The sequence below is a fragment of the Flavobacterium sp. ST-158 genome (genome assembly GCF_058309975.1).
This window is the reverse complement of the sequence record NZ_JBZEEN010000005.1, coordinates 266,412-288,281: the sequence shown is the minus strand read 5'-3', so window position 1 is coordinate 288,281 and position 21,870 is coordinate 266,412. Positions and strand designations below refer to the sequence as shown.

Genomic DNA, 21,870 nt, shown 5'->3' with positions numbered 1-21,870 from the left:
CTTAAAGATATTATAGATTATAAATTACAGGTAAAAGACTTATTAACAAATCAACAATAAACGACATTCTCCTTTATTTTCTATTGGCGCCCTGTGAATACATGGCAAAACCTGCTGTTCAGGGTGATCTACTGCTAGACGCCAAAGATGTCCTAAACCTAAATTAGTAGGTTCGACATGAGGGTGAAGTTGGTAATGTAAATCGAAATAATTTTCTTTTAAAAAGTTTTCAAAATCATCAGCAGATTCATTATGCAGTTCTATGAGCTTTTTTCTAATTTCGGGAATCAAAATTTTTTGTTCCGCTTGTGCGTTAGATACTATATCACTCGCAGCACCGTAATAGGTACATAAAAAAGTATCCGTTGGAACAGGTGAACGATCCACATGAAACGAATACACATCAGTAGAGATGAAATCAAATTCATCATCTCGTTCATAACACTTCAGTAAATTAAGCGAGGGTGAAGCTCCAAAATCAGTTAGTAACTCAATATCATTTAAGATTATATCCCTTGCAATACTTCCCTTTTCAGATAGCTGCAGTGCTAACAGATCTTTAGGTAAGATTTCTGTAATATCTGCGTTTAGTTGAAGTTTAGCTACTATCTCATTAAAATCACCTTCTAAATTTCTAAACCAGCATAAAGCATTCATCTCTCCCTTAAAATCCGTATGTACAAGTTCAGAAAAAGTGGATACCATTCCTATTTGACTGTTATCAGAAAAAATATTGCTCATAGTATACTTAACAAGCTATTTAATTAATTTATTATAAAATTCTATTTCTTTGAAATTGATTCATAAAACTCCACTTCAACAATAGGTAATTGTGGTACTTTACTATTTCCCTTTTTCAATCCAGCTTGATCCACTTTTCCAGTAATTTCAACCAAATTGATTGCATCACTGTCATCTGTTTTTCCAACCAATTGGATTTGGACTTTTTTACCTTTTGTTGGTGCAAAATCAAGAGTAACATATCCTAAGCTTGTGGGCGTTGTTCCTTCAAAAACTTTCTTATTATCTACTAATATTCTAATTGGATATTTTTTACTTCTCCATCCAGCCAATTTTAATACCACTTGATTAATATTGGCTTCACGAGCTAATTCATATTCAATTTTGGCACTAGAAGGACCATTAGTCCATTCTGTTAATTCATTATCATCAAAACTTTTGCTGGCATCAGCTTGATTTGAATTAGTCCTAGCCGCTATAATAGCTACCGCATTCCTTGTTTTTTTGAATGAAGGCGTACTAGGTGTTGGTCCTTTTTCTGTATAAGATGGTAAATTTTCATTGGGCAAATCCGTTGATAATTTCCCTAAATCAGTTGTAATGGTTTTTACTGTAATTGCATCAGTTTTAAGTGATTTAGAAGTTGCTTTAATATTGATTTGTCCAGCCGTTTCAGTAGATCTCACCATAATTCTATTCACTCCACATTCTACTGGAAGCACATTAGAACCAATATAATTATCTGGTCCCTGAGCAATTCCACCTACAAAGGTTCCTTCTCCTTCTACTTCAAAATTAATCATATTCAATGCTGTTGGACAACGGTTGCCTTTGTCATCTACAACTTCTACTTGTACAATAGCTAAATCATTAGCGTTAGCCAAGGTTCCGCCTGGTCTTTCTATGGTACTTAATTTAAGTGCATACGGTTTACCAGTCGTTTTAATTACATCTTCACAAACTTGTTTTCCTGATTGATCATAACCCACGGCTTTGATTTCTCCTTCTTGAAAAGCAATATTTTTAAACGTATATAAAAATCTTTTGCTTTGCGCACCTTTTCCAAGACTCTTACCATTAACAAATAATTCTACTGCATCAGCTGTTGATACAACTGTAATATCTTTAATTACTCCTTTTTCGTAGTTCCAATGACCAATGATATGCGCTTTAACTGTTTCCGTATCTACCCAACCATCCCAGATTACTTGATGTGCATAAAAACCGTCTTTATGAATTCGCATAGGGTCTACTTCCCCACTTCTTCTATAATTCTCCTGTCCTCTATAATGGGTGTTAGAATCACTAAAAATAATGTTTACACCTCCTGAACTCACTCGCTCTCCTGTACCAGGACGCATTTCCCAGTAATCATACCAGCGCACCACATCTTCAATAGCATGAGCATCTTGATTGTGATTGTAAGCACTAGCATCGGTAACTTTAGTTCCGTTTACATTTTCATGTGTTGTTCCTCCAGTTCCTTCTTTGTGGTATGGTGGTGTAAATTCATCCCAATATTTACGCAAACCTTCGTCTCTACTATATTCAGTTGCCCAAAATGGAATATGAGCACTTTTATTGATATACAGCATTTCGCCTCCGTATTCAGCTACTTTACTATCAAGCATTTCTCTACTTCCTATGGCACGTCCTCCAAAAGGATCGTATTGATTTTTAATGGCTAACATTTCTGCCATATGCTCCTCAGAAATACTTTCATTACCCGATTCATAAAAAATAATACTTGGATTGTTACGGTTGTAAATGATAGCATCGCGCATTAACTCGGTACGTTGTTCCCATCTTCTTCCTGTAACATCTTTCTCAGCATCACCGGCAGGCATAGCTTGCATTAAGCCTACTCTATCACAAGATTCAATATCTTGTTTCCATGGTGTAACATGCATCCATCTTACTAAATTTCCGTTACTTTTTATCATCAAACTGTTGCTGTAATCACTCATCCAAGCTGGAACTGACATTCCTACTGAAGGCCATTCGTTACTTGTTCGCTGAGCATAACCGTGAACCATAATCACACGATCATTTAGATAAATCATTCCTTTTTCGAACTTAGTTTTACGGAACCCTGTAGTTACAAGTACTTTATCAACAGATTTATTATCCACTATCAATTCACTCGTTACTTTATACAAATAACCATAGCCCCAACTCCAAAAATTCAAATTATTTAATGCTTTAGCTGCTTTTAATTCCTTTTTTTCGTTAGGATTAACAGTAAAAGAATCGCCTAAAAAGCTAGCTACTTCTTTACCATCCATATCTACAACACTCACTTTTAATTGAGCAGTAATAGCAGTTGACTGTTCGTTTTTAACCTGTGAAATCACATTAACCACTGCTTTCTTTTCGGCAATATTAATAGCTGTTGCGTATACGTAAGTTCCTGTTGTTCCTAAGGTAGAAAACAAAGGAAGAGTTTGATACACCTTAGATTTTACATGCAAATACACATTTTTAGGCAATCCACCATAATTAGCGTTAAAATTGTTATTGTTCCACTGGAATTCTGAGTTGGATGCTTTCTCTTTGTATTTCCAATTGTTATCCGTTTTAATGGCAATTACATTTTCCTGAGGAAAAGGTTTAACGTATGGCGTTAAATCAAAACCAAAAGCCATTACTCCATTTTCATGTCTCCCAATAAAAATTCCATTCAAATAAACTTCACCCATTTGACGTACCCCTTCAAACTCAATAAAGACTTTTTTGTCCGAGGCATCTTTTGGTAATTGAAATGATTTACGATACCAAGCAATTCCAGTAGTTAAATGCGTAATATCATTCTTAAAAGCCTCGGCTTGGTTCCATGCAAAAGGGAGATTAACAGCCGTCCAATTTTGATCATCAAATGCAGCTTTATTTGCTTCTTGAGCATCGCCAACATTTAATTTCCAACCGTAATCAAAATTGTATTTACTACTTTTCAAGTTGTTTTCTTGAGCAAAACCTTTATTTGCTAAAAATGTAAGCAAACTAAATGCACATATTATCCCTTTCAAATTCATAATATAATTGGTGTTTTATTTCTTTAGACCTTGTACTATTTGAGTATGACGTATCAAATAGTATTTTTTTTCACAAATGTATATTTCTTCAGTAGAATTCTATTTATCAATAACTGCCATTAGTTGTCATATCTTGACATTTGGTTCTAATTGTCTGAATATGACACCAAATTGTCTTGTATTTTACTTTAAAAAAAGTGTTTATTTTTTCAAAAATTGAGATGGGCTGCAGCCAAAGTGTTTCGAGAACGTTCGCGAGAAATTAGAAGGTTCTGAAAACCCCAACTTATAAGCAATTTCAGAAATACTCAAATCCGAATTCTTAAGCATTACTTCAGCTTGATTCATTTTAATCTTAGTAATAAATTCATGAACGGTATTTCCGGTAATTCCTTTTAGTTTTCGATACAATTGACGCTGACTAATTCCAAGTTTCAATGCTAATTCTTCAGCGTTAAAATTACTGTCTTCTAAATGTAGCGTTATTTGATCAATTACTTTTTCAAGAAAATCATTATCTATAACAGGAATTTCCTCTTGCAACTGTTCAATTTTTTTAATTCCTGCTAATTTGTTTTGTAGAATACTTCTATTTTCTAAAACACTCTTTATTTGGGCATTTAGAATATCAACATTAAACGGTTTCATTACATAAGCTTCGGCACCTAAATTAAAGCCCTCAATTTGATTTTCATCCGATGCTTTGGCAGTTAAAAAAATCAATGGAATATGATTGGTATTTTCATTCTTTTTTAGTTGTTTACAAAACTCCGTTCCTTCCATTTCGGGCATCATAATGTCTGAAACAATAATATCTGGAACGTATTTTATAGCCGCTTCCAATCCTTTTTTTCCGTCGTATTCTTGCAATAAAACATAATCTTTGCTCAATTCCTTATTTAAATACGTTTGAACATCAGGATTGTCTTCTACCACCAGTAAAGTAGGTTTACTGCTTTCAACAGGAATGTTTTCTATTTCTTTTACTTTTTCTAAAACCGCTGTTTCCTCTCCTGTTTTTGGCGTACTCTCCTCTGGAACAACAGCCACATAAGGCAGATGGATTATGGCTTTCGTGCCTTGTTTAGGAACGCTTTCTAAATGAATACTACCTTGTAACAATTGGATTAAATTTCGAGTCAAAGACAATCCGATTCCTGAAGAATAACCATAATAAGGGGTAGGTCCAACATTATTAAATGGCTCAAATATCTTTTCTAATTCAGAAGCTTCAATACCAATTCCATTGTCTTCAATTGTAACTTCAATATTCGACTGCTCCTTGTTGAGCAATACACTAATGCTTACAGTACCTCCATCTGGTGTGTATTTAAAGGCATTTGACAATAAATTGGTAATAATTTGTTCCAATTTTTCAAAATCCAAATAACAATCTAAAATGGTTTCACTACTGTTTAATTGTAGTTTTATATTTCTTTTTTTAGCAATAAATTCAAATGTTTTATAGCATTTCTCCATAAAAGCATTAAAATCCTGAGCGCTTGGATGTAGTTTTAATTTTCCAATCTCCGATTTACGGAAATCTAAAATCTGATAAATCAATTTGGTTAAATAACTGATGTTTCTATTCACAATAGAAAAATAAACCGCTTTATCTTCTGGCGCTACTTTATCACCCTGTAGGCGTTTTAATGGATCAACTATTAAAGTTAAAGGTGTCTTTAAATCATGTGAAATATTGGTAAAAAACTCAATTTTTTCCTTATTTAGAGCTTGTTGTCTTTCGGTATTTAATCGCTCTAACTGAATTTCATTTTTAAGACGATCGCGTAATAAAATTGCTCTGAATACCCAATAAGCCAAACCTATTAAGATTAATGCAAATAATAATTTAGTGTACCAAGTAGCATACCAAGGCGCATCTATACCAATATTTAACTGCGTAATCGGAGATTTTGAACCATTAGGCGAAAGCAATCGCAACTTAAATACATAATCTCCAGGAGGAATTTTATTGAAGAAAGCTTTATTAGTTGTTGTTTTTGTCCAACTAGTATCATAGCCATCTAACATATATTCAAAAACCTCCTTGCGGTTGTCTAAATAATTGAATGAAGCAAAAGAAATCGTGAAGTTTCTGTTTTCATAATCCAATTTCAGAGTTTGGGTTTGCGAAAGCGTTTTGGTCAAAATAGGTTTTCCCCAAATGGTATCCATCGGAATAACTTCTTGATTGGATATATAGAGTGATTTTAAAATTAAATTATTATTGTTCGAATTGGATTTTATTTTGCTTGGATTAAATGACACATAACCGTTTTTAGCACCAAAATAGATTGTATTTCCAATAGTATCATTAAAAATTGCTCTTTCTAAAAATCGCCAAGAACTGTATTGATCCTTTTTTTGATAGTTAGAAATTTCTCCAGATATGGCATTTATTCTAGAAATACCTTCTTTGTGAGCCACCCAAATATTTCCATTTTTATCATCGGTAATGGATGATATATACGTATTAGGTAAATCCGATTGCAATTGAATTTTTTCTATTTGAACAGGATTAGAACTTAGTTTGCTTTTATACAAACCTTCACTTGTACCTATCCATACAGTTCCCCATTTGTCTTTTAGAAGCGCATAAATTATACTTCCTGATAATTTTTTCTTGATTGCCGAACCACTTCGAAATGTACTAAACGAATTATCATTTGTTACTTCCAGCTTGTTATTCATTTTTAATTGAATAATACCATTTCCTTCGGTTCCAAGCCAAAGTTTTTGTTTATCGATAGAAACAATATCCATAACACTATGTTGGTCCATTAGCTTAGCCAAATTAAAATAAGCTATAGAAAAATCAGATACATTTATCCTTGCAATACTATTGTACAATCCTACCCACAAAGTAGTCGCATCATAGGATTCTATGGCATAAACCGACCAAGTTTCCAGTTTAGGTGAAAGTGTCTTATTGATTATTGGTTTAAGTTGATTGTTTAGGGGATTATAATATTCTAAACCATTCACCCCTCCTATCCAAATTCCTCCTTTGCTATCTTTAAACAAGGTTCGCACTTGGTTAATTTTACTATTAGAACGATAAAAAGGATTATTTGTGTCTAATTGATTGTCCTTATAAATTAATATACCTTCATCTGTTCCTAGCCAAATTTTATTTTCAACTTTAAGAATTGCTCTTACTGTGGCTAATTTGGTATTTTGGTTTTTGGTTACATAACTATAATGCAATTCAAATGGATTCCGGTTTGGATTGGCTTTATAGATATCGCCTCCTCTGGTGCCTAACCAAATAATGTTTTCATCATCAATAAAAAAAGTAGTTATATAATCGTCTAACAAATTACCTGCTTGACTAATATTAGCCGAATACTTATACTCTTGTCTTGTAGTTAAATCCAGGGCAGTAAACTGATGTGATGACAAATAATAATGGACACCGTTAACTAGTTTATTTTTATTTAAAGTATTGCTATTACTGTTTAGTTGTTCTATTATAACTTCAGGCACAGCTTTCGCTTCAACTACTTTAAAATTATTCAATTGGTAATTGAACTTTGCATATTTTCTATCAAAAGTTAAAAACCAAAGACCTAGTTTTTTATCTGAAACAATATTACGTATTCTATTATTAGGCAATGAAAACGCATTATTAGGATTATGATAATAAAAATCAAAAGTTTTTCCATCATATCTATATACTCCGTTCCAACTACCAAACCATACATAACCTATAGAATCTTTAGCAATACCATGAATGGAAGTACTAGGATCGTTCTCTTGACCTGAAATTTTTTCAAAAAAAAGTCTTTGTCCAAAAGAGGAATGGGCAATTATTATAAAGAATAAAACAATTAATTTTCTTTTCATTTACACTATTTTGGGCAAGAAAAATCAGTTTACAAACTGAGTACAACTAACAAATATAGAACTATGTCTACAAGAAAATAAACAAAGGAGTTAAAATATCTAAAATAAATATTCTAACTCCTTTGTATACATAAAAATTTAAAATTGGTTATTTCTATAGATGCTATAGCTAACCATTCGTCTTCTAAATCGGTTTCATATTGTAAAACAACTCCCTCTTTCATGTAAAACAACTACTATAAAATTGGTTTAAAACAATAACTTTGTTGGTTTCTATTGCCTAAACTGTTTACAAATATCCTTTTCTTTATAGAGAAAACAAAAAGCAAAGTCTTTTTAAAAATTAACTTCTTACAGTTACTAATCAAAACTTAAAATTTAATTATCCTATTTTTGTTTAACCCTAAAAGGAAACATACAAAATGAAAATACCATTCAAGACCTATATTGTATTATTATTTCTAATTACAATAATGCCAACCTCCTACTCTCAGGAAAATTATTCCTTTGAAAATTATTTGGTTGAAGATGGGCTTCCTCACAATATCATTAATAGAATTCTACAAGACAAAAAAGGTTTTATATGGCTGGCTACCACAAATGGCTTGAGTAAATATAACGGATATACGTTTCAAAATTATATTACAACGGCTCGGGATAAAGTATTAATGAAAAACAATCGTATTAATTGGATTATTGAAGATTATTACGGGCGAATTTGGATGAAAGCTTTTGCTAATGATACAAAAGCCTATTGTTTTGATCCCAAAACCGAAACTTTCTGGGGTACTGAATTGATACCAAACATCCCTGATAAAAAATTTGAAGTTAACAAAATAAACACCAACAAATCTGGATTGGTCTGGTTAATTTCTAAAAACAATGGCTGTATCCTGATTTCGGACAAAAACTATAATAATCAAATTTATCATACCCAAACAAAGACTTTAAATACCAATACTGTAATTGATGTTTTTGAAGACAGTCAAAAAAATTCTTGGCTTCTAACTGACAAAGGGATTGCTGTTGTTAAATTCAATCAGATAAAAAGAAAACCTTTTTATCTGATTCCTCAAACCAATACTTCCAATGCCTTTCACTCAGCTCTAGAACTGGAAGATGAAATCTGGTTTGGAGGTACTAACGGAATTATCATTAAATACGATAAAGGAACTAAAAATTACCGTACTCAAAAACTGGAATTTAATGCTACAATCATCAGAATTGAAAAATTAGATAGCCAGCGAATAGTGGCTATTTCGAACCAAAAGGGTTTTTGTGTGATCAATATTTTTACCGGTCAGACTGAATATTTTAATGAAGACAATATTCCAAATTTAAACACTAAAAATCTCAATCCTATTAAACTGATAAAGGGCAACTTATTGTGGTTTGTAAACACGGACAGTCTGGGGATAAACCTTTTTAATTTTAAAACCAAAGAACTAACTTGTTTTTCGGCTAAAACAGATATATTTTCGGCTTCATTTGGCCCAACAACTCCTATGGTTTTAACAGATTCAAAAGACGAAATCTGGGTACAGCCACGCGGAGGAAAATTTTCTAAATACAATCCAATCAAAAATGAGTTAGTACCTTTTACAGCTTCTACTTCTTATTTTCCAAATAGCAATTTTAGCAATAATTTCCATACTGCTTATTTTGATAAACAAGGTAACCTTTGGTACAATACACAAACTACAGGCGTGGTTAAAGTGGTTTTTAGTCAAACTAATTTTAAATCCCTAGGCATCCATAATCCCGCAATTCCTACCATTCGAAATGATGTTAGATCCTTATTTCAGGATAGTAATAAAAATATTTGGGTGGCAACTAAACAAAACCAAATTGCCATCTACGACAAAAAATACAAACTTATTGGACATTTATCTCCTAAAGGAAATTTACAAAATAACGCCACCTGGAAAAAAGCAGTTTATAGTATTATGCAGGATTCTAAAGCCAATATTTGGATAGGAACCCGTGGAGACGGTATTTACAAGCTAACGCCTAAAGACTCAAATTATAATTTCTCAGTCAACCATTATGTACATGACAGTTCCAATCCTTACAGCCTAAATGATGATAACATCTACTCTATTTTTAGTGATCAATCCAATAATATTTGGGTTGGTACTTGGAATGGTCTAAACCTTATACAAACCACAAACCAATCCATTCGTTTTATCAATACTAATAATAAATGGCAAACAGATGTCTTAAAAAAACACATTAATATCAGATGTATCACTCAAGATAAAAAAGGTTTACTCTACATAGGGACAACCACAGGACTTTTAGTACTTAACCCCACTAAAGATATTAATACAGCTGGGAATATAAAGGTTTACGAAATCTCCAAGAATGATAAAAAATTTTTAAACAGTAATGATGTTATTGATTTCTGCATTTCGACAAATGGAAAAACTTTTATTGCAACCGCCGATGGAGGAATAAGCAGAGTTTTGACCAAAGATCAATTGGGTTATCCTCTTACTTTTAAAAACTACACCCTTAAAGATGGTCTTCCTTCTAATAATATTCTTTCGATGATTGAAGACGAAGATAAGAACTTATGGATTACCACCGATTATATCTTGATGCGTTTTAACCCCATTGATGAGCGTTTTGAGGTTTTTACAGACGTAAAACCTATCATGTCTTACAAAAACTTTACTGAGGCAACTCGTTTAAAATTAGACACGGGGGAATTATTATTTGGTTTTTCCGAAGGATTACTGCATTTTTTTCCAGACCAGATAAAACCTAATAATTACAAACCTTATCTAGCGTTAACGACCTTGCAGCTATTCAATCAACAAGTTGAAATCGATAAAACATCTCCTTTGCCTTTTACTTTAGATGATAATACAAAAATTACCCTGAAACACCACCAAAACTTTTTCAACATTCAATTTGCAGCACTGGATTATATTAATCCAAAAAATATAAAATATGCCTATAAATTGGAAGGTTTTGATGAAAACTGGAATTATGTACATAAACAACGAACTGCTTTTTACACTAATGTGCCAAAAGGTACTTATGTATTCAAAGTAAAATCAACTAATAGTCAGGGGTTTTGGGTCAACAATCAAAGAAAAATTACAATTGAAGTTAAACCAGCACTATGGAATACTACAGTGGCTTACATCATTTATATAATGTTGTTTTTTGGAGTTTTTTATCTCATCAATCGCACGGTACTCACCATTTATAGTTTAAAAACTGCCGCCAAAAATGAAAAAGAAATATTTGATTTAAAACAAAAATTCTTCATTGACATTTCCCATGAATTGCGTACTCCGCTAACCCTTATTTCTGGGCCAATTGAATATTTAATCAATGACCAACGCACACCTGAAATCATAAAAAAACAACTTTCTTTTGTGGCTCAAAGTACAAACAGACTACAAAGACTTGTGAATCAAATTTTGGATTTCAGAAAAATTCAATATCAAAAATTAAAAATTTCAGAAATCAACCTAACAGAGTTTGTGAGTGCTATTTTTAATAATTTTTTCGAAATTGCTCAGGAAAAAAACATCAATTATCAGTTAGAAATTGAAGGCGATGATATTAAATTATGGGCCGACACCAGCGCATTAGAAAAAATCATGATGAACCTTTTATCTAATGCTTTCAAGTACACGCCAGAATATCAATCCATCACGGTGAGTATTAAAAAAACAGCCAAAAAAATTACACTAACGGTAAAAGATCAAGGAATTGGAATATCCGAAGAACACCAGCAAAGTATTTTTAACCGTTTTGCCTCCTTCAATAAAAATGAAAATAATCCCAGTACGGGAATTGGATTGGCATTAGTTAAAGAATTAGTCGAAAAACTTCATGGTGAACTTTATTTTGAAAGCCATCCCAATCAGGGAAGTGTATTTTCTGTTGTTTTTAAAATAGGCAACAGCCATTTTACCGATGAAGTAGAATTGGTATCAAAGGAAGAAACAAATGAAGCAGAAGAACAAAATCTTATTAAAACTCAACCGATAAGTCTGTACAAAAACCAAAACAGCACCACGGAAAAAATTAAAGTTTTAATAGTTGAAGATGATGAAAAGCTACTAGCCTTTATCAAAAATGTATTAGAGGATGATTATACCATAATTGAAGCTGAAAACGGAGCAATTGGATATCAAAAAACGCTAGATGAATCACCAGATTTTATTATTAGTGATATTATGATGCCTATGCTAAACGGTATTGATTTATTAAAAAAAATCAGAACTAATATAGAAACCAGTCATATTCCTATTATTCTTTTGACAGCCAAAACGACTATTGAAAGCAAGTTAGAAGGTCTTTCCTATGGAGCCGATGATTATATTACCAAACCCTTTAGTGTAGCATATCTAAAAGCCCGAATTGTCAATTTGCTGGAACAGCGCAAAAGATTACAAAGTATTTTTGATGCCTATGACAGACCCCAAAATGAGACAAAAGAATACGACCCAAAGCCTTATTTAATAACCGATCAAGATGAGCAAATCATGCAAAAAGTTATGCAGGTTATTGAAGAAAACATTGATAATAATGGATTTTCTGTTGAAGATTTAGGAACTATAATTGGACTTAACCGAACTTCGTTCAACAACAAAATAAAAAGCCTTACAGGATTTACTCCTGTAGAATTCATTAGGGACATTCGTATTAAAAGAGCTGCACAATTATTAACTAACAGTCAATTGCTGATTAAAGAAATAGCTTATATGACTGGATTTTCAGATATTAAATATTTTACAAAATCCTTTAAAAATAAATATGGATCTACACCCAGCGAATACAGACAAAAAAACAAAGCTTAATTTTGCTGTTTTGTAAGCATAAAAAAAGAAGTCAAATGACTTCTTTTTTTATGCTATTTCTAAAATTTTAATTTTTAGTTATTCTAAACCAATCAATATTTGCATAACCGGCATTATTGATGATTCCTTCTCTTAGCGCTACAAAACCTACTTTTGCTCCTATCCATACTCCTTCAGTTGCTTTAAAAGCTGTACCAGCTTTTATGAATTTTTTGTTGTCATAGCTATAATAAAATTGGCACTGAGCATCTTTTTCAACTTTGACTCTAAAATAAAGGGAACTGCTATTCAAATCGGCAATTTCAGTAATTGTTTCCGCTTTTCCTTTATCCGCCTGATTAGCCATTGCCTGAATCAATTTTAATTTTCCATTAATTTGTTTAATTGACAATGAATTGTAACTTCTTCCCATAATGAGCAATCTAAATTCCTCATTATCAAAATTAGGTGTAAACTCAAATTTTGCAGTCGCAGTAAATTCGTCCGCTGGGAATTTTTGAGCAAAAATATTAGATACCTGCCATAAACTTATAAAGTCATTAGGCTTTGGGATACAATTCAATCTAAAATAGCCCATTCCCGCTGATGGATACCCCCAAACCAAATTTTTATTAGCATGCCATTGCCACTGCAATCCCTGATTAGGAGTATTAAATTCATCTGAATCTGGAGGTGTAGCTTTAGAATATACAGCCCCTACATTTGGTTTTTTAAATTCCGTAACTGGTTCGCCTATGCCATTATGGTCATTATCTGCCCCCATAACCGGCCAATTGTCTTTCCACGACATCGGATTCAAATGTACGACACGTCCGTAAGCCCCTTGATCCTGAAAGTGGATAAACCAATCCTCACCAGTAACTGTATCTACCCAAGCCCCCTGATGAGGCCCATTTATTTTAGTTTTCCCTTGTTCTAATACTATTTTCTCTTCATAAGGACCATAAATATTTTTAGAACGCAAAATCAATTCCCAGCCAGTAGCTACACCTCCAGCCGGTGCAAAAACATAATAATAACCATTTCTTTTATAGAATTTAGGCCCTTCAACTGTGGTATGATTGGCATGACCGTCAAATAATAACACATCATCTTCATTAGCCTGAGTAACCTCCGCATTCATCGAACACAGCATTAATACACTTTTAGTCCCGGCACGACTACCCGCAAATGCATATCCTAAATAGGCTTTTCCGTCCTCATCCCAAAAAGGAGCTGGATCAATAATTCCCCTACCTGGTTTAAGCAAAATTGGCTCACTCCATTCATCATAAGGGTTTTTGGTTTTGGTCATGTAAATTCCAAAATCAGGATCAGGATAAAAAATATAAAATTCCTCATTGTGAAAGCGAATGCAAGGTGCCCATACACCATTCCCATGTTGGATTTTGTCAAAAACTTCAAAAGGCTGTTGTTTGGGTAATGCATAATTAATCAATTCCCAATTCACTAAATCATTAGAATGTAAAATAGGTAAACCTGGAATACAATTGAAAGACGAAGCTGTCATATAGTAGTCCTTGCCTACTCTGCATACGTCCGGATCGGAATAATCGGCATAAATAACAGGGTTTTTATACTTTCCATTTCCTAAATCGGAAACCCAAACTTGCGAAACATTTTTTGGAATGCTTTGCGCAAAAACACTTCCTAAAACAGCAAGCATAAATACCGATGTAATTTTAAATTTTCTCATTTTATATTTATTTAATTCAAGATATAATCAACTTAATAACTACTTTAATAAAGACAGTAAAAAATTCTTAATTACAGTATTTTTACTACTTTTAAAAAGCAATTAAATAGCTCGTTTTGTTCTATCCTATTAACCTTAAAACTATGCTTAAGTGTATTTTTAAGACAAACGCATCCCTATTCGAAAAAATAATCCCGAATAGCTTTTATTTAATTTTACGAGTAACTAATTTTTAACAAATCTCCAAACCTGTCCTTTTGAAATTCCTCCTTTATTATCTTTTACATCAACACTCCAATAGAATGTTCCTGAAGAATTCAAAGTTTGCGTACAGGTTTTCAAACTTTGATTAGAAGAGACTTTTGCTGTGGGCGGATTTGTTGTTCCAAAATATACATCATAAGTAAGTACGTCATTTGCATCCACATCAGAGGCGTTCCATTCAAGTACAATTGAATTATCATTTACAACAGACGACAATTCAGGCTTTACAAGAGACGGAGCAAAAGGAAGATGATTAATTAGTCCGACGCCTTCGGTATAAAATTGAAATACTGACGAATAGTTTCCGGACAAATTTTTAGAATCTATTGCTTTTACTCTCCAAAAATAACGTACTCCTTTTTCTAATAAAATGCTTTTAGCAACTGTCATTACAGAATTTGTAAAATCAATTTCTTTGAACTGATTGTCTTTAGCAACTTCAATTTGATATCTCACAGCATCTGAATCTGGATCAGATGCAGCATTCCATTGAAAAGCAACTGTATTATCAATACACAATAAATTATTTTCCGGTGCAACTAAACTGGGACTTGAAGGTGCTTTATTTTCAGTAACAGCATCTGAAGTATCATCTCCTCCCCCACATGATATTAATAGTAAAGCACTACAAAAAACGAATAAGTATTTTCTCATTTTATTATTTTTTTATAATTCTCAATACTTCTGTTTCATCTGCTAAATAAACTTTTATAAAATAAATTCCAACAGCATTAGACTCAAGATTCATTTGTACTTTTCCATTGTTCACTTTGTAATTATCAGAAGAAATTAATTGAGATTTAGCATCTAGCAAATCTACTTTTACCTTATCCGAGCCAACAGGGATAACAATATCAAGAGCTGATGCAGTCGGATTTGGATAAGCCACAACAAAGGCATTATCAATTTTTGAATTAATAGTTCCTTCACAGGGAACCATAGTCTGAAGCTGAACTAAATCTCCTGGATTAACATCAATTGAAAAAGAAGCTGCATTCGTTTCCAATACATTTTTTCCATTTACTAAAACGGTATATGGCGCTGTACCTTGTTCTATATCTACAGATAATTTATTGGAAATCAAAGTAGTTTTGGCCGAAATATTAGTCCCACTTGCTACAGTAGCACTAAAGCATCGGCTATAAGAATCAGAAGCCAGCGTAATACAAAAATCATATACCCCCGAAGCCAAATTTTCAATTGTTTTAGTGGTATTAAAGCTGTAACTAACTCCATTGATTACCGTGGTATAATTCAATTCTTTGTTAGCGGTTATAATTATTTTACCGTTCTTTTTTTCTACACAGCTTTCGCCAATAGTCTCAATGCTAAAATTATTGGAAGGCAATGTAAAACAACCATTGACATCTACTGTGGCATTAGCAGATGTGTTGGGACACAAGTCTTTGCTATTAGGCACCCCATCATTATCATCATCTGAGTCCTGAGCTACAACAACAATCTCTTTTGTTACAGACTTATCACACAAGGAATATGTAATAGTTATTGTTCCTGCAGCAAGTCCACTCACTAGGCCATTAGCATCTACTGTAGCCTTAAGAGCATCGTTTGACATCCATGTTCCTCCGGTAATTTGGTGTGATAATTGAAGTGTACTACCCACCTTTACCTCGGTTGTGTTTGCTGTTGAAGTAATCGGATAAACTGATACATCCAGACAGCTAACATTAATTTCGATTTTTCCGTTTCCTGTAAAAAACTCAGGATTGGTAATTTTGTCGTAAGTGCCATTACTAAATGTTACTCCATTAATAGTCAGTTTTTGAACTTTTACAGTAGTATTTAAAACCGCTTTACCATTTCCTGCCAAATTTAATTTCAATTCTGATCCAGCGGCACGTTCATGGCTAAAAATAACAGAATTATTCTGATCGACATTAATAGTACCGGAACCAAAAGCATTTTCCACTATACCATCAATTGCCGATGAACCTCCTGCATTAGCTGCCGCAAGAGTTAAATCCCAGATTCCGGTAAAATTACTATTATCTCCTCCTAACTTTACAGTTGCTGTATTAGCAAAGTCTCTTATGTTGCGTACCGTTACTTTGTATTCACCGGTAAAAGTACCTGCCAAATCCATAACACTACCAGCAACATTATTACTGTTCAAATTAAGAGAAATATCTCCCTCTAAAACAATTGGTGCATTGAGATAAAAGCCTGTACCACTTGTAGCATAAGTAATATTGGTTCCCTGATACATTCTAACAGGTCCTAAACATTTTGAGTCTTTTGTTTGTCTTAAACGAATACTTCCACCACTTTTCACATACATATCGCCTTCAAATTGTGAAAGTGTGGATTCAATAGTTATGCCATTGTTAACATACACTTTTTCTCCAGCCTTTGGTAACAAGGCTGGAGAATATTTTGTTACATCATCCCAAAGTCCTCCCAAAAAAGTAAATTCACTTGGTCTTCCTATAATTATTTTACCTGTTCCACTAATAGTGGTTGCATTAGTAGTTACATCATATGTACCAACAGGCTGTAATTCACCATTTATATACCACTGATTAATTATAATATCTTTATTAAGAACAATCGATGCTGATCCTTCTGTATAAAGAATCGTTTTTGTTTGAATGGCATTACTAACATCTATAGTCAACTTCCCATTAGTTTTTACAGTTACTTTTGGTGAGTTTCCTAATGAATTTCCAACTTTGGCTTGTAAATCACCTGCTTCAATAATCAAATTACCAGTATAACCGGAATTATCACTGCTAAGCTGACATATACCGGTGCCAGTCTTAGTTATTTGGTGTACTCCACTTAGTGTTGCTTCAACATTCAAATTTCCGGAAATATCAATATTTACAATACCTTTAGTTTTTATATTTCCGGATAATGATACGTTAGCCGAAGAAGAAACTGTTGCCTGATTAAGAGTAAGCAATGTGGCTGAACTATTAACAGAAACATCAATAATTGCTCCGTTTGATAAATTTAAATCTGCTGCAAAATTCCCACCATTTGCATTTATTGTCAAACTGCCATTAACATTTGCTACTTCTGAAGCTGCTGGCATACCATCCGGATTCCAATTGTTTATTTCCATCCATCCATTTGTGACAGCACCTCCATCCCAGTTAAATACTCCTATTGTTGGCGCTATAGCTGTTGGGTTCCAGTTATCTGAACCTGCCAATACAATTTTTGGTTCGTATAAATTAGCTTCATTTTGATCTGTCATAGCTCTTATACCTACCCAATTTGCCCTTCCACTCATGTCTGCTCCAGCACCTGTGTTCATCCATTCGTATAAATGTAGTCTTGCATCGGTATCGGCATAGTCCATATTCCATTTATCCCCCCAACCTAAAGGATCAATTTCTGTAGGCATGGTACAATAAAGCCATGCTACCTTTGGATATTGATGCCAAGGACGACCAAATTTAATTTTTACTCCATCATCGCCATTTCTGGGACTATTTGGTTGATACGTTAAATTACACTTATAGAATACAAAACCATAGGTTTGTGTCTCTTCGGTTGAAGGTGCCGTAATCCATGCTCCTCCGAAACTTCTAATTTCACATTCATCAAACACACCTACTCCGCGACCATAGATATAATCGGTACGGCCTAAAATTGTACAAGATTTAAAATAGGCTCGTGAGGTTTCAGCCATCCAAAAATAAATGGTATCCTGATATCCAAGTATATTACAGTTGATAAATACATTTCGGTCTGCCTGAAGCGTAAGAGCCTGTGCCTGCCCCACTGGTCCAGCAGTATTCTGAATAGTTATATTTTCGGCTTTAAAATCATTTGCCATAATTGTAAGGGTTGCAGCAGTCCTTACTAAATCAGTATTACTAACCCAAAGTGACACCTTATTATCTGGACATAATCCATCACCTCCATCATTACAATTATAAATATCATAAGAAATAATAGTTTCTTCTCTACTCTCACCAATTAACGTAATATTGGTTTTGTTAGCAGGAATAATTAATTTTTCTTTGTCATATAAACCTCGTTTTACGTAAATAATAGTTGGCGTATTAGCAGGCGCTGCATCAAAGGCAGCCTGTATTGAGGTAAAATCTCCAGTTCCGTTAATATCCACTACAATGTCAGGATTAAATTGTTGAGCAAAAGATACGTTTGACAACAAAAGACCTATAAATAAATAGCCTGCTTTTTTCAGTAATTTCATAAATAACTTATTGAATTTAGTTAATAATGCGAATCAAGTGTGAAAAAATTAAGGTTATAAGTGCGGAAGTGTTTTTACCAAATAAATAAAATTAGTATACCTTTAGTTGAACTTACTTTGCTTGCTCCTATACCTGTAATCACCTCCTTTAATTGTTTTTTAGCTCATTAAATATTTAAAATCAACAAACTATATCAGATTACAATCCGTTTTTAGCTTTCCAATTAGGGTAATCGGTACTAATTAAATTTGCTGGCCAATTGCCATACCAAGAATAACCAACTCTCCTTTCATTTTCAATCTCCGCTAAAGTTGTTTTTGGAATTCCATCGCGACCGCAAAACATTGGTTTATTAGTTTCCAAATCATAAAAACGCGCCCAAATAATATTTCCAGGTGATGAAACCACTATAACATCCTGACCTGATGGCTGCGAAGAATCATTAATTTTTTGCGTTGCAATATCATATAATTTAGCCCCTTCAAACCAATCTATTGCATCTTTGATAGCTTGTTTAACAGCAGCTGATGGTTGTTCAACTAACATTAAAACTTTAACAACTCCCACTGATTCAGAACCACTAAAAGATGGTAATTCATAAGCTCTAGCTAATGCTGGCTGCAAAGTCACCTCATCATGTTGTGCACACCACACCGTTTTTTTCCCTTTATAAGTAATTTGCGTTTGCAATATGATATCAATTCCTTTATTAAAAGCAGTGATTGCTTTATCCGTATAACTTGGATTAACCACATTCATATTATTTTTTCCTTTACTTATATCCCACATCAGGTTCATCACATTGGCAATTGCATTATCATTGTAAGTAATTTGATGACGATAGAAACTTTTATCTGGATAGTATTGTGGCCATCCTCCATTATCATATTGAGCGGAAAATAAATAATCGATTGCTTTTTCGGCAGCTGCCAGATAATTTGGATTATTGGTAGTTTTATAATCGGCAATTAACCATCTTAATTCAGTTACTACGTGACCATTATCAATTGTGGTATCTGTATTGTTTTTTGTTGCCATTGCAGAAGCAATTTGATCAGGTGTTTGTACCACATTGTACTGATTTAAATCTGGTACGGCTTTACCCCACCCGCCATTACTTCTCTGCCATAGCAAGATACTTTCGCCTCTAACAGTAGTTGCATAAGTAATACCAGAAATAGTAATTTGTAATTGAGCACTTTTCTCACTTCCATCTTTTGTTAAAGCAGTAACTGTAACAGTTCCATTTTGTTTGGGAGTTAATAATCCTGTAGCACTTATAGTAGCAATAGTTTGATTTGAAACCGTCCATTCTATTGCTTTATTAGAAGCATTTGCTGGAGTAATTTGAGTGGTTAATTGCATTGCTTGCCCATTAGTAATATTATTTCCTATAATTGAAATGCTTTCTACCAACACAGTAGGTACAGAAAACCCAGACACAGTATACGTCTTATCCCCTTTCACTACGGAACCATCATTAGAGGTTGCAGTAACCTTGACTGTTCCATTTTTTATACCTGTCAAAAGTCCTGTTTCCGAAATGACAGCTATACTAGGATCAGAAACACTCCAACTAAGTTCTTTGTTGGTTGCATCAGTTGGAAGTATCGTTGCTGTCAATTGTTTTGGAGTAGTGGTCAATGTATTATCCCCATTAATTACTATGGTTTTTATCTTAACTTCCTTGCTAATATCATCTTTTGAACATGAAAACAATGCCGTTAGGAATAAACATACTATTATTAAACTATTTTTCATTTTTATTATTTTATTCGTTAATCATATTGACCTGCATTCACAGCAGCCACTATGCCATTGATATAGACTTCGATATTATCATAAGCGGTACTTAAATCTCTACCATTTGCGTTAGCAATTTTAGGATTGAGTTTCATCTTTACTTCCCATTCATCAGGCATCCCATCATTGTCTGTATCTAATAAAGGAGCGGTACTTTTTAATTCAGGCCAACCACCTACATCTACCTGAGAATCGATTGCTCCCTTAGTACCTCCATTTGAACCTTCAAATGAATAGGTTTTATTTTTAACATTATCAACAATACGAGAATCAACAGCGTCACGCACTAAATTAGCACCACCAAATTTTAGCACTCTATCATAAGCAACAACTGCCATATGTGTTGTCACATTATTTTTTATATCCAGTGGCTGGCTTAATTTCATGGCCGCTTTATCGGCATCTGAAACAACACCATAACCGGAATAAAATTGATTATAAACACCGTAATCCCAATTATTTTCTGTTGCAGCCGGGCTACCATCGACATAATTTCCATTGATATAAAATTTGCCCCAAATATCATAAACCTCCGTGCCTGCGATTTTGTTTTTATCAATCGATACAATACGGCTTGTTTTTGCAGTCATAGGTCCCGGTTTATAATAGCAATTCACAATATTTACGTTCATTGCCTCACCGCCGTAGCAACTATTTCCACCCCAATTGTAAATAACATTGTTGCGCAAATCAACTAAATCAGTCAGTGCAAATGCCTTTCCTGCTTCTTCTCCCAATCTTGGATTCCTGCTATCATGATGCGCCAGCAAATTGTGGTGAAATGAAGCATACTTTCCTCCCCAGATACCTCCATAACCATGAGAACCTTTTACATGAAATGAAGTTTTCAAACTTTCGGAAATGATACACCATTGAATACTTGTATTTTCATTAGCATAAAAAGACACACATTCGTCTGTGCACCAGCTCATCGAACAATGGTCTATGATTATGTTTTTATGAAATCTACCACCAATTGCATCACCTTCCTGCTGTGCTTCATCCCCCATCCTGAATCTCATATAACGGATGATTACGTTATCTGCATCCACAGAAACCGGATAATCTTTAATACAAATACCATCTCCTGGTGCCGATTGTCCGGCAATCGTGATATCGGAATTGGTAATTTTTAATGTTGATTTCAGTGTAATATTTCCTGAAACTTTAAAAAGTACTATTCGAGGTCCACTAGAAGTAACCGCAGCTCTTAAACTTCCTTCTCCAGAATCATTGAGATTTGTCACAAACATAATTTTTCCTCCCCGACCGCCAGTAGTTTTTTGACCAAATCCCTGCGCACCAGGAAAAGCGAAAGCATCCTCTGTAACTTTGATAGGAGCATCTACTGTTTTATCTGGAGGAGTTGTAATCGTTGGTTCTGAACCTGAACCAGAGTCCTTACTACAATTAGCAGTAAACAGTAATAAAAAAATAAGCTTTATTAATTTCATTTTTTTGTATTTAGATTA

General features: G+C 33.6%; 9 protein-coding genes. 1 reads left to right on the top strand and 8 read right to left on the bottom strand.

All coding sequences use genetic code 11. The features are described 5' to 3' along the window. Positions 1-42: 42 nt before the first annotated feature. The 3 genes from AC4FRF_RS10060 to AC4FRF_RS10050 form a co-directional block, all read right to left on the bottom strand. Entirely contained in the window at positions 43-741 is a 699-nt protein-coding gene (locus AC4FRF_RS10060) for a DUF1826 domain-containing protein (protein WP_491159372.1), read from the bottom strand. A 41-nt stretch (positions 742-782) separates the two neighbouring features. Continuing rightward, positions 783-3,773, bottom strand: coding sequence for a glycoside hydrolase family 2 protein (locus AC4FRF_RS10055; RefSeq protein ID WP_491159371.1), 2,991 nt, complete (start codon positions 3,771-3,773; stop codon positions 783-785). 201 nt (positions 3,774-3,974) lie between these two features. Continuing rightward, positions 3,975-7,622 carry a hybrid sensor histidine kinase/response regulator transcription factor gene (locus tag AC4FRF_RS10050; RefSeq protein ID WP_491159370.1) on the bottom strand — a complete coding sequence of 1,216 codons (3,648 nt, stop codon included), beginning with the start codon at positions 7,620-7,622 and terminating at the stop codon, positions 3,975-3,977. Between the two features lie 422 nt (positions 7,623-8,044). Between AC4FRF_RS10050 and AC4FRF_RS10045 the strand changes: the two genes are divergently transcribed. Then, the gene (locus AC4FRF_RS10045) at positions 8,045-12,445 is read left to right on the top strand and encodes a hybrid sensor histidine kinase/response regulator transcription factor (RefSeq protein ID WP_491159369.1); all 4,401 of its coding nucleotides are present in this window, start codon (positions 8,045-8,047) and stop codon (positions 12,443-12,445) included. A gap of 67 nt (positions 12,446-12,512) precedes the next feature. On the opposite strand, the gene AC4FRF_RS10040 is transcribed toward AC4FRF_RS10045, so the two are convergent. From AC4FRF_RS10040 to AC4FRF_RS10020, 5 genes are all read right to left on the bottom strand, one after another. After that, positions 12,513-14,141: a glycoside hydrolase family 43 protein gene (locus AC4FRF_RS10040; RefSeq protein ID WP_491159368.1), complete on the bottom strand. Its 1,629-nt coding sequence runs from the start codon at positions 14,139-14,141 to the stop codon at positions 12,513-12,515. Between the two features lie 225 nt (positions 14,142-14,366). After that, positions 14,367-15,059 carry a glycoside hydrolase family 78 protein gene (locus AC4FRF_RS10035; RefSeq protein WP_491159367.1) on the bottom strand — a complete coding sequence of 231 codons (693 nt, stop codon included), beginning with the start codon at positions 15,057-15,059 and terminating at the stop codon, positions 14,367-14,369. 4 nt (positions 15,060-15,063) lie between these two features. Further along, on the bottom strand, positions 15,064-18,594 hold the full coding sequence (locus AC4FRF_RS10030) for a pectinesterase family protein (RefSeq protein ID WP_491159366.1): 3,531 nt from the start codon (positions 18,592-18,594) through the stop codon (positions 15,064-15,066). A 199-nt stretch (positions 18,595-18,793) separates the two neighbouring features. Beyond that, the gene (gene pelA / locus AC4FRF_RS10025; RefSeq protein ID WP_491159365.1) at positions 18,794-20,356 is read right to left on the bottom strand and encodes a pectate lyase; all 1,563 of its coding nucleotides are present in this window, start codon (positions 20,354-20,356) and stop codon (positions 18,794-18,796) included. Positions 20,357-20,373: 17 nt separating this feature from the next. Further along, the gene (locus AC4FRF_RS10020) at positions 20,374-21,852 is read right to left on the bottom strand and encodes a pectate lyase family protein (RefSeq protein ID WP_491159364.1); all 1,479 of its coding nucleotides are present in this window, start codon (positions 21,850-21,852) and stop codon (positions 20,374-20,376) included. Positions 21,853-21,870: the final 18 nt, after the last annotated feature.